The sequence below is a fragment of the Novacetimonas hansenii JCM 7643 genome (assembly GCF_000964405.1).
Taxonomy (GTDB): Bacteria; Pseudomonadota; Alphaproteobacteria; order Acetobacterales; family Acetobacteraceae; genus Novacetimonas; species Novacetimonas hansenii.
The window spans coordinates 18,803-30,704 of sequence record NZ_BANE01000189.1; the positions used below are offsets into that span (position 1 = coordinate 18,803).

Genomic DNA, 11,902 nt, shown 5'->3' on the forward strand with positions numbered 1-11,902 from the left:
AGATCAGTCCCAGACCCGCAAATGTCCGGAAAGGTTTTTGCAAACAATAATCCGGGGAAATAACGGATTCGTACAAAAACAGCCCGGATTACATCAAGATGCCTTATCGACAGAGTTCCCACGGAATGACAGCATCCCCGATCCGCCTGACCGTTACACCGTACACTGCATGCATGATATCATCATCCAGCACCTGTGTTGCAGGGCCATGTCGAATGATGGAGCCATCATCCATCAGCACAAGTTCATCGCAAAACCGCGTCGCCAGCACCAGATCATGCAACACAACGACAATCCCCTTACCTTGTGCGGCCTGTTCACGGAAAAGCTGCATCATGGACAGGGCATGGGCAGGGTCAAGGGCGGCAATCGGTTCATCCGCCACAACAACAGGCGTATCGGTCGCCAGCGCACGCGCGAGGTTCATACGCGCCCGCTCCCCACCCGAAAGATGACAGGCCGGACGGGCAGACAGGTCCAGCAGGCCTGTTGCCTCCAGCGCACGTTGCACCGCAGGATACCCTATCGCATGCATGTTGGCCTGTCCATGTGGCAGGCGCCCAAGTGCCACCAGATTACGGACGGGCATCGGCGGCGGCATTCCCCCATCTTGCGGGATAAAGGCCAGTTGCCTTGCCCTCATTGCGGGGGGGATCTGCCCCATGTCACGCCCAAGAAGCTGGATCTTCCCACAATCTGGGGCCTGTAACCCCGCAAGCATACGCATAAACGTGCTTTTCCCCGCCCCGTTCGGTCCGATCAGACCCACAACCCGCCCCCGTTCCAGGGTCAGGGCAGCGGCGGAAACGACAGCCCGTTCCCCCCGTCTGAGCGAGACGCCGCACGCATGAAGCAAGCTCATGGGCTGCTCCTTTTAAGGATGATGACACGGGCGAAAAAAACCGGCGCACCAACCAATGCCGTCAATACGCCAAGCTGTAGTTCAGGCCCGCTTGCCACCAGGCGCACAACCATATCCGCCGCCAGGAGCAACAGTCCGCCACCCAGAAAGGACGGCACAAGCAGGCGTGAAGGCTGGTGCCCCGTCAACGGGCGCAACAGATGCGGCACCACCAACCCCACAAAGCCAATCGCACCGGAAACCGCCACACACGCCCCAACGGCAAGAGCCGCGCCAAGCACGACGCGCGTCTGTATCCCCCATGGAGCATGAAGCCGGAACCCAAGGCTTTCCGCCACATCCGTACCCAGCGCCAGCGCATCGAGCGCACGTGCGCAGGACAGCATAAACAGCGTGCCACACACCACACCGGGCAAGCAGATCCAGACATGGGTAAAGGTCCGGTCAGTCAGTGACCCCATAAGCCAATGCATGATTTCAAAGGATGCATACGGACTGGGGACAAGGTTCAGCACCAGCGCCGTCAGCGCGGCGGTAAAACTGCTGAGTGCCGCCCCCGCCAGTAAAAGCACCAGTGTCCCGCCACGCCCCACCACCCCCATCAGCACGGCAGCCGCGCACAGGGCCCCCGTCAGGCCACCAAGCGGCAGGGCCGCGATGGAAAGCTGCATGAGGCCGGTATAAAACACGCATACCGCACCAAGTGCCGCCCCACCCGATACGCCCAGAATACCGGGGTCCGCCAGCGGGTTTCGCAGATATCCCTGCAGGACCGCACCCGACAGGCCCAGTGTGCCACCCACCATAATGGCCAACAGGGTGCGCGGCAGGCGCAGTTGCGCCACGATGATCGCACCGGCCGTATGTCGCCCCGCCATCAGGTCCGCCAGTGCATGCGAAAACATGATACTGGTTTCCCCCCACATCAACGACGCCCCGAACAGGCCCACCACCCCAAGCAGCAGCAGCGTATTGAGCAACAGGGTTCCATGCCCGAACTGTTTCACTGTGGGATTCCAAGATAACCGCGGGCAGCACGCAGCATCGCCACTGCATCCAGTGTCTGTGGCAGGCCACATAACCACAGGCGCGCTGGCAGGTCGAGGTGATGCGCACCGGCAAAGGCCTGCCGCAGTGCAGGATGGTCAAGCATTGATTGTGCAAGGGAACGCCCCCGTCCCGAACGGTCGAGGACCAGCAGGTCGGGCGGATGCGCGATCAGCACCTCCATAGGAAAGCGTGAAGACCCTTCATGCCCCATAACGGTTGCATAATTACGCAGGCCCGCATGGGCAAGGACATCATCAGGCAACGAACCCGCATGGGTCACGAACCCGTTGGCGGCATAGACCGCAGCCGTGGGATCGGTGGCAGACCGTCCCGATGGAAAGGAGGCAAGGCGCAGCGCAAAGGCGCCAGCCAGTTCACGCCCACGTTCTGGCACACCAATCGCACTCGCCACGATCATGATCTGTGAGGCGATATCCGTCAGTGATTTTGCTGGTGGCAGGGTAATGACCTTCGCCCCGCTTTCCCGTGCAGCCTGCATGGCCAACGTCGCTGTATAGACACCACCCAGCACGACATCGGGATGGGCGGCCACGACATTTTCCGAGGTGGGCCGCATCACTGGCACGCGCGCGGCCTGCGCGCACAATACCGCGTTCCAGCAGTCGCGCGCCAGTGGTGTAATCCCCACGACCTGTCCCGGTGCGGCCAATAACAGCAGCAACTGGTCCGTGCAAAGGTTGAGCGACACCACACGCGCCACAGGCTGCGCCCGTGCCGCCATCGGGACACAGGCAAGCATCCCGGCGACAAATCCCGCAAGCATCCTTTTCATGTCAATAATTCAGCATGAAACCACCATAACCGGCACGACCGGGCTGCAGATAGCCAATCGGGTCCTCGAACTGGCGGTTCAACAGGTTGTCCGCACGGGCATAAACGGAAACATAGCGATTGACCTTATAATTGGCAGCCACATCAATGGTAAAATATCCATGCCCCCTGGCGCAAACGCTGCATGTCGCCCCGCCGATGACCGGCACATCGCGCCAGGCACTGGTATACAGGATATTGCCCGAAAATGTCAGGTCGCGGATTGGTGTCCATGTCGTATTGAAATTGAACTTGTGCTGGGGACGGCGCTGAAGCTCGGCGCCGTCCGTTGCATCGCGGGCATGTGTCCAAGTATAACTCAGATTGAATTCCAGGGTATTCAATGCCTTCCAGTTCAGGAAAGCTTCCACACCATACATCCGGGCCTTGGCAACATTGGCATAGGAATAGGTATAATTATACGATGAATCCACTGATACGGAAGACTGGATCAGGTTCCTGACCCTGTTGTCGTACCATGTTGCCCCAAAATTCAGATGATCGTGCAGCAATTTCTGCTCCACCCCCGCATCATAGCCGATCAACTGCTCGGCTTTCAGGTTCGGATTGCCTTTTTCCGAATATCCTGCGCCCACCTGATTGGCAAATAGCTGATATAGCGATGGGCCATGAAAACCCGACCCGGCGCTGGCCTTGATGATGGTGCCGGTTCCCGGCACATGGATCGCAGGGGCAACACGCCACGTCACATGGTTGCCATAACGTGAGTTGGCATCATAACGAATATTGGCCGCACCATACAGGATATGGTTCCAATTCCCCTGATACTGTCCATAACCCGCGGTCGTATCCATGCTGGCGGATGTATTATATCCGCTGTCCCACATGCTGGCGGCGGTATGGCTGGTATTGAACGTATCGTGGAAATGTTCCGCCCCGATCAAGAACTGTCCATATTTTTTTAAATTGAATGTTCCGTGCCAATCCACTTTCAACCGGCTGGAACGGTAATAATCAGGATCGGGATTTATGGGGCTACCATCACTGGTGCCTGCCTCTGTCCAGCGGTTGCGATTGGTCATGTATCCAAGGCCTAGTACCTGATCGAACATGCCATGAAAGGAAACCAGATGCGCCGTTCCTCGCACGATGGCCTCATTCTGGCTGTTCTGTTCCCGCACACCCCTGTCCCCATAAGCGTTCTCGCTTTGCAGGTCATATAATGAATAGGAATGGTTATTATTCTGTATAAGGCGTGCAGTCAGGCCAAGGTCAAAATTATGGGTAATGTCATATCCCAGCCGGATATTGGCCCCCCGGTTGTCATTGCGGTTGCCCTCGTGTCGCTGTTGTCGGTCAGCGCCGTAATACCGTTCAATATAGGCAGGGATATTGTTGAACCCATCCATACGGTAATGGGAAAGTTCAACATTGTAATGAAAACGCCCCTTGCTGCCGCGCGCGCCAAAAGTCTGGTTGAAAGTACCGTATCCGCCCCCTTCGACACGGACGAATGGTCTGAATCGTCCTTCCCCCTGCGCCGTGGTGATGTCGATCACGCCTGCCATGGCATCCGCACCGTAAAGGCCGCTTTGCGGACCACGCAGGATTTCGATGCGCCCCATACCATCAGTCACGAACTGCCCCGCATCAAACGCGCCTGATGCCGAACTGCCATCATTGATATCCATGCCATCAAGACGGACCTTGACCTCATTCGCATTATTGCCCCGCATGAAAATAGAGGACGCCCCCCCAGGGCCACCCGTCTGTACCACATTCAGGCCCGGCTGGCGCGTCAGGATATCCGTCAGGCTGCGTCGCTGCTGTGTCTGGATCTGTTTTTCGGTGATGATGGTCATGCTGGTGCCGATATCATCAACGGCAGTCGGCCGCCGCGCGGCACTGACACTGATAAGTTCTGGAATCCCGTCCCCTCCGGATGAAATGACAACCCGGGATTTCTTATCCTGCACGACATAACCGGTTGCTGGCGGTTTTACCTGCCCGCCCAGATCATCAGCATACGCGATGCCGCCCCGTATTGTAACGAACATGGTCGAGGCAATCAGAAGATTACGAAAAAATATCATAGAATCCAGGTCTCGCGGTCACATCATCGTTGCCACGAGAGCGTGCTGCCACCCCAGGTTTCGATCCGTGCGAAACCCCGTAACACCACACCGCCAGGACGCCCCGCCCAACAGTTCCCGGTCGCAACCACTAAGGACGGCAGGTCTCCTGGCTTGCGGCTTGGCATCATGCATAACCTTCCCGAAAACCGTGGTTTTCAGTGGCCCGGACCGTTACATCCGGTAATGCAAAGACATACCGCTTACAGTTGCGGGGACAGCCGAAGCATTGGATGGTAATTCCGCACTTCGTTCCCTTTTAATCCCTCCGGCAGAAGGAACCGTCGCACCTGTTCTGATCTGATGAACAATGCTTGTCAAGAAGGATTCAATTTTGTGATACCCTGTCACGATCATTATCATTTTGGATTATATTTCCCGGCATTCAGGATATCCCCTGAACACGACGCAGTCGCACGACATGGCAAGAGACATCCTGTCGTGACATGGACTTAAAAAAGACCATGCCGCTTGAGGCATGCCACGCACCTGATTCTTAATTTCCTATAATCTTCATATATAAACATCTATCATCATAAATCAGAATGTAATGCTGCCATGCAGGCCGAAAATGGCCTCGTTACCAACATGACGGTTATAGGAGACACCATAATCACGCACCCCGCCCGAAGGATGCCATACATATTGAAAATCCGGCTGCATAACCAGCCAGGGAGTTACCTGCGCCTGATAGGTCAGTTCGAGATGATTTTCATTCCCTTGCACCGGGCTGTAAGTACCAGTCTGTGCCACATTGCGGTCGAACTGACGCTCCCCCGAACTGGCGCGGCCAATCCCCCAGCCCAGCCCGAGTGTGTCATTGGCACGGCCACGGAATGGGGCCTTCAGGTTGAAGCCTGCATCCATTGCAAAGCTGATCAGGTTACGATCGCCACCATTGCCCGTGGCGCGCACAAACACCCCGACCGACCGGGCCGAGGTCAGTGACGGACGCCAGATCATCTGGTCAATGATGCCGTAGACCATCCAGTTCCCGCGATCCCAGCGCGGGATCCCGGTGCTGTCATCAGCGCCACCAAGAGGCTTGCCCATGTTGTTATAGCGATAATCGGGGAATTTTGCGGTATCGTAATACCCACCCAACTTGTACACACCCGGCAAGCCCGGATCCTTGGTTACATTCGACATATCAGCCGGCTGTGGGTTCAGTGCGTATTGCAATTCAGTAATCAGCAGGGCGCCTGTGCCCATGTTGAACTGTGTCCCGCTGCCATCATTAGTGACCTGATTTGTCGGATCCGCGCCGTTACCGCCATTCTGTATGGCAAAGGAATTGGTACGGTTACCTGGCGGATTATCATCGGCAGCCGCGAACATGAAGGTGAACTTCTCGCTTGGCCGGTAACGGACGCGAACGGCAGGCGAGGATAGTGGCCACGACGGACCACCGCCATACAGGTTGACCGAAGGCGCCATCGGCCAGCCAAAGTTTGAATTCAGGTAAAGAGATGCATAATCACTGATCAGGAATTCAGTATCAAGATCCTGCTGCCCGATCTTTATGTCCAGTTTCCCATTCAAAAAGGATTGCTGGTACCACAATTCAAACAGGCGGGTGGAGCGATCAGCCTCGAAGCCACTGATGGGATTGAAATTGGCAAGATGATCCTGCGAGATTGAACGCCCGCGTGTCTGCAACGCACTGACATTGAACAATCCGCCCTTCAGGCCAAACAGCTTTTCAGTATCAATGCTTAACGTCGGCATGGTCACACCGTCATAGGCCGGACCGGTGCCCGAACCTGACGCACCATCATTGGACGACGGCGTGCCACCTGTGCCATTGCCCCAGACTTCATCAACCTCCTGAATATCAAAAGTGACACCATGCCTGTACAACCATGATCGTGCCCCCCACATATCGCCCAGCAGATTACCGCTGGTGTCGAGCCTGTCATCCCCGGCAGCCTTTTCCTGCGCATCAGCCTGCGCGCGTTGTGAATCACGCACGGTCGCGGGGTCAATCTGTTCCACCAATGGTGTGGAATTGCCCAGCCGGGCGCGGTCTTCCTCAATCTGGGTCTGGGGGGCCTGAGCATAGGCATGTGAATATGCGACAACGCTGCTTGCCAGAGTGCAATTGACAAAAAATGCACGGACCCTGCGCCGCGAAACGCAGGGGGAGCGGAAATAGATCATGAAAAGGAGCCTGTCAGGTGGCAGTGTTGGTAAAAAAAGCAACAATTCCAGATGCCGCCAGCCCCCGACCGGGAAACCGACCTGCACATCGCCATGACACGGCATTACAGAAGAAAATACATGAAACCTTGACCCGCCTCCGGCTCAGCCCGCCCGGCGACAATCTGAACTCAACGGCAGGTCTCCTGACTTACGGGTCATCACGTCACATCCGCCTTCCCAACCGAAGTCAGTGGCTGCCACCAGATGGTAGCATGGCTGTAACATTCGCCGCCTACAGTTGCGGGGACAGTTGCTGACTGAACCCCCGGGGCGACTTCCCCAGCCGGAGTTGCACAGCATTCCCTTTTCACCCGTTCGCACGGGACCGTTGACTTGATAACCCGCTTTATAAAATTCTCTACCTTCAAAAAGCAAGGCTGCATATGCATTTCTTTTATGTCCCTTGCATACAGCCCACAGAACATATGACAAACCACCAAAACGTTGCCCTTGTAAAAGACGTGGTGACAGGCATGCAGGTAAACCGCTTCGATGACCATGGTGATGATGATCCCCACGGACACAGCCTGCGGTACGGAGCCTTTGTCCCAAGACACCTTTTCATGCCATGGGCATCAGTAACACTGATGCTCTGCCCCCCTGCCTCTCAAACTCGCGCCCGTGGAATATCCGGCGGCACACAGCGTCAACACCATACGCGTCAGACCTTCTGACATAATCCGGATGGGCACAGGAAATGCACTCAAGCACCCAACAAACAGATCGCTGATAAATGCATCATTTTGGATGACATCACTTGAAAAAATACTCAAAACCCAAATTAATTCACTGAAAATATTTATAAAATTATCCTTATTGCACTTCGTTAGCAGACGGACACTGCCAGACACTCCCCTGCTCTTTCCCATTCATCATTGCCATGGCTATTCGATCCCGCGCAGGTTGTATCGACGCCTGGCGGGCTCTGGCCCTACGATCAGCATGGCGGATGCGATCACGCGGGGGTGAGCTGTAATAAGCTTGAATTTCGTTAAAATATCGAAATATATTGCCGCCTTATAGCCTGACGATAAAATGTCAAAGGACTCTCATGTCTCAATCCGATGCCGAGGCGATAACAGAAGTCGAACACCGCAAGCATTTTGTTGCTCTCGACGGCCTTCGCGGTTTGGCAGCCATTTCCGTTGTCATCTTCCACTTTATGGAAATGGCTATCCTGGACTATACAAAGAATTTTATTGGACATGGCTTCCTGGCTGTTGATTTTTTCTTCTGCCTGTCAGGATTTGTCATGGGCTATGCTTATGATGACAGGATACGAACCCTTGGTTTCATACGTTTTGTTCGCCATCGCCTGATCCGGCTTCATCCCATGGTTGTGTTCGGTGCGGTTCTTGGCCTTCTGGCTTTTCTGTTTGATCCCTTCATGCCGGTGCCTGCTTCTTATGGTGTCGGGCGCATCACCATGCTTTTTTTAACAACACTTCTGGTTGTGCCCTATCCAACGATGGTCGAACGCACGCACAATCTCTTTGGCCTCAATGCACCGGAATGGTCTTTGTTCTGGGAATATATCGCCAGTATCGTATATGCGCTTGTTTTGTGGCGTGTCGCCCGGCCTGCACTTGGCGTTCTTCTCTGCATCGCAGCTCTGTGGCTGGGCATTTGTGGCTATCGTGATGGATGGATTTATAACGGATGGGATGCAAATGGCTTCTGGACTGGTGCCGCGCGTGTCAGCTTTTCATTCCTGGCAGGTCTTTTCATTTATCGTTACCACCTCATATGGAAAAATAACCTACATTTCTATGCCATCGGTGCATTGCTTGTGCTGACGTTTGTAATGCCTTTCTTCTCGCATGAATGGCTTGCGGAAGAATTGGTCGTTTTTGTATTTTATCCATCACTCATCATGATGGGTGCGGGAATACATGTATCCGGCGTTACGGAGAAGTTGTGTTCTTTTCTTGGCCGCTTATCTTATCCACTTTACATGACGCATTATGTCGCCTTATGGATTTTCATGAATTTTTACCAGCATCATACCATTGGTTACGGCATGACCGCATTCATTATCGGGCTGAGCGTGACATCTCTGACAATATTTGCATATGGTGTGATGCGATTTGTTGATGAACCCTTGCGACGTCGGTTACGGCATATGGAAAAATCATGACAACTATGCCGTGTTTCACCATACTCACCGCGTTACCTGTCCCCGCCAAAGCCATTGATTACGATTTATCCTCTGCCCCCCAAAACATCTGACACATGCTGCATACCCAGTGAGGACAGCATGATATCGCCATTGCGATCTGTCACGTAATTCCCGACACCTTAGTTTAATTGTCAGGATGGATGTCCAGTTGCGATCCAAAGAATCAGGCTCGGCAAAAAGAAATAGGATATCACCCCCACCAGCAGCCATGGCATCAGGTACGACATATCGGTATGCAGCACGAAACTACAAAACAGGTTGCCCAGGCCAAGCATGGCAATCACGCAGAAACACACCCCCGCATTCACCAGAAGCGTACGATCATGATTGATCTCCCGAAGTTTCTGTAGCAACGCCCCACTCCATCTCTTTATATATCCTGATCCCACGGTTTTCAGTGGGTCAGGCACTGGTAATCCATACCCTATCGGTCATGCAGGACTATCATCGCCCTTTTCCCATCGTAAGGGAAAACCCGATTTTATCTGTGCATACCCGTCCTGCTTACCCATGGCTGCCGCACACCATCGCCTGTCGCAACCGGCCGGCTGACAAACCTGACAGCCCGCCGATCATGACGCCGCCATCATTCATGCAGGCCCGGTGCTTCACGACCGGTTCGGGCAACATATTCCGTGTAACCACCGTCATAACGATGAAGGCCTTCTGGTGTAAGTTCCAGGACACGGTTGGAAAGTGCTGCCAGAAAATGACGGTCATGGGAGACGAAAAGCATCGTGCCGTCATAATCGGCCAGGGCCGTGATCAACATTTCCTTGGTGGCAAGATCAAGGTGATTGGTCGGTTCGTCCAGCACCAGGAAATTCGGTGGGTCAAACAACATCATGGCCAGAACAAGACGTGCTTTTTCCCCACCGGACAGAACACGACACAGCTTGTCGATATCGTCGCCAGAGAAGCCAAAACTGCCCGCCAGTGACCTGAGCACCCCTTGGGAAGCAAGTGGGAAGGCATTGTTCAGGGTTTCAAAAATCGTCAGATTGCCATCCAGCAGGTCCATGGCATGCTGCGCGAAATATCCCATCTTGACACTACCGCCAAGGGTGACGGTTCCTGCGTCCGGTTCAATAGTACCAGTGACCAGTTTCAACAGGGTCGATTTACCCGCCCCGTTGATACCCAGCACACAGCAGCGTTCCTGGCGGCGGATCAACAGGTCAAGATCATGGTAGATCACCCGGCTGCCATAGGCCTTGTCCACACCGCGCAGGTTGACGACCGCATCGCCGGAACGGGGGGCAGGCGGGAAGGTAAAGGCAAGTGTCTGACGGCGTTTCGGGGGCTCTATCCGATCAATTTTGTCCAGTTTCTTGACCCGGCTCTGCACCTGCGCAGCGTGGGAGGCCCGCGCCTTGAAACGCTCGATAAAGGCGACTTCCTTGGCAAGCATGGCCTGCTGGCGTTCGAACTGTGCCTGCTGCTGCTTTTCGTTCAGGGCGCGCTGTTGTTCATAGAACTCATAATCACCGGAAAAACTTGACAATACACCGCCATCAATCTCGATCACCTTGTTGATGATCCTGTTCATGAAGGCACGGTCGTGCGAAGTCATCAGCAGGGCACCGTCATAACCGGCCAGAAACTGCTCCAGCCAGATCAGACTTTCGAGGTCGAGATGGTTGCTCGGTTCATCAAGCAGCATAACATCCGGTTTCATCAGCAAGATGCGCGCCAGCGCCACGCGCATCTTCCATCCCCCCGACAGGCGGCCGACATCGCCATCCATCATTTCCTGACTGAATCCCAGCCCGTGCAGGACTTCGCGCGCACGCCCTTCCAGGGCATAGCCGCCCAATTCCTCAAAACGGCTCTGTACTTCGCCAAACCGTTCAAGAATGATGTCCAGTTCATCAAAGCGGTCCGGGTCCGCCATGGCGGATTCAAGTTGGGACAGTTCGGCTCCGATGGCTGCCACAGGGCCGGCACCGTCCATCACCTCTGCGACCGCGCTGCGGCCTGCCATCTCCCCCACATCCTGATTGAAAAAACCCACAGTGAGGCCACGTTCGATCAGGACCTGCCCTTCGTCAGGTTCTTCCTGCCCTGTAATCAGGCGAAACAATGTTGTCTTACCTGCCCCATTAGGCCCGACAAGCCCGACTTTCTCCCCTTTCTGGAGGGCGGCCGAAGCGTCGATGAAAATCACGCGATGGCCATTATGCTTGCTGATGGTGTCGAGACGGATCATGGGGCCCCAGATAACGTAAAGAGAGCGAAAAGCCGGAGCGCCCTTATCGCGCACCCCCCGGACCCCGTAAATAGCGACGCACCAGATGTTGCCGCCACGCTCATGCATCGATGCTTCCAACTGCGGGAAACATTACGCCCCTGTGGGGGCCATGCTGGTGATCCCCAAAATATCCGACCGGATTCAGCCCTTGATCCTGACTGAGCCTTCTCCTCCCATGACGAGGCATGAGGACAGCATGCGCTTCAGCGGGAACCTATTATATATCAACAATATAAATAACTTACGTGACAACAATAACAGGAAGCTACGACGCCCCTGTCCGCAAAAGCCTGCGGCTGCGTTGGGCTGCCTCGTTTTGATCTTTGCACCTATGTGCGGTGTATCTTAGAGGCTATTTGAAATAGTCAGGAGATATAACATACTGAAATGATAAAGGTTTTTGGTGAAGCTTTTTCTAAAAAGCTTCAGAAGAC

General features: G+C 54.7%; 8 protein-coding genes and 2 riboswitches. Of the genes, 1 reads left to right on the forward strand and 7 read right to left on the reverse strand.

Going from position 1 to position 11,902, the window contains the following annotated elements; genetic code table 11:
• Positions 1–103: 103 nt before the first annotated feature.
• The 5 genes from B7G66_RS12800 to B7G66_RS12820 all read right to left on the reverse strand — a co-directional run bounded on the left by B7G66_RS12800 (position 104) and on the right by B7G66_RS12820 (position 6,996).
• Positions 104–862 (reverse strand): ABC transporter ATP-binding protein, encoded by a 759-nt coding sequence (locus B7G66_RS12800; RefSeq protein WP_003619500.1) that lies wholly within the window; start codon positions 860–862, stop codon positions 104–106.
• Positions 859–1,869 carry a FecCD family ABC transporter permease gene (locus tag B7G66_RS12805; protein ID WP_003619499.1) on the reverse strand — a complete coding sequence of 337 codons (1,011 nt, stop codon included), beginning with the start codon at positions 1,867–1,869 and terminating at the stop codon, positions 859–861. Before B7G66_RS12805 ends, B7G66_RS12800 begins: the two co-directional genes overlap by 4 nt.
• The gene (locus B7G66_RS12810; protein ID WP_040510703.1) at positions 1,866–2,705 is read right to left on the reverse strand and encodes an ABC transporter substrate-binding protein; all 840 of its coding nucleotides are present in this window, start codon (positions 2,703–2,705) and stop codon (positions 1,866–1,868) included. Before B7G66_RS12810 ends, B7G66_RS12805 begins: the two co-directional genes overlap by 4 nt.
• A 1-nt stretch (position 2,706) precedes the next feature.
• Entirely contained in the window at positions 2,707–4,797 is a 2,091-nt protein-coding gene (locus tag B7G66_RS12815) for a TonB-dependent receptor plug domain-containing protein (RefSeq protein WP_003619494.1), read from the reverse strand.
• Between the two features lie 121 nt (positions 4,798–4,918).
• Positions 4,919–5,137, reverse strand: a riboswitch (cobalamin riboswitch).
• A 239-nt stretch (positions 5,138–5,376) separates the two neighbouring features.
• Positions 5,377–6,996, reverse strand: a complete 1,620-nt coding sequence (locus B7G66_RS12820; RefSeq protein WP_040511877.1) for a carbohydrate porin — start codon at positions 6,994–6,996, stop codon at positions 5,377–5,379.
• A 158-nt stretch (positions 6,997–7,154) separates the two neighbouring features.
• Positions 7,155–7,383, reverse strand: a riboswitch (cobalamin riboswitch).
• Positions 7,384–8,089: 706 nt separating this feature from the next.
• On the opposite strand from B7G66_RS12820, the gene B7G66_RS12825 reads away from it, so the two are divergent.
• Positions 8,090–9,175: an acyltransferase family protein gene (locus B7G66_RS12825; RefSeq protein WP_003619489.1), complete on the forward strand. Its 1,086-nt coding sequence runs from the start codon at positions 8,090–8,092 to the stop codon at positions 9,173–9,175.
• 173 nt (positions 9,176–9,348) lie between these two features.
• Here B7G66_RS12825 and B7G66_RS12830 read toward each other — a convergent pair whose 3' ends face one another.
• Positions 9,349–9,570 carry a hypothetical protein gene (locus B7G66_RS12830; protein ID WP_040510701.1) on the reverse strand — a complete coding sequence of 74 codons (222 nt, stop codon included), beginning with the start codon at positions 9,568–9,570 and terminating at the stop codon, positions 9,349–9,351.
• Between the two features lie 233 nt (positions 9,571–9,803).
• Positions 9,804–11,426 (reverse strand): ABC-F family ATP-binding cassette domain-containing protein, encoded by a 1,623-nt coding sequence (locus tag B7G66_RS12835; protein ID WP_003619486.1) that lies wholly within the window; start codon positions 11,424–11,426, stop codon positions 9,804–9,806.
• Positions 11,427–11,902 lie beyond the last annotated feature (476 nt).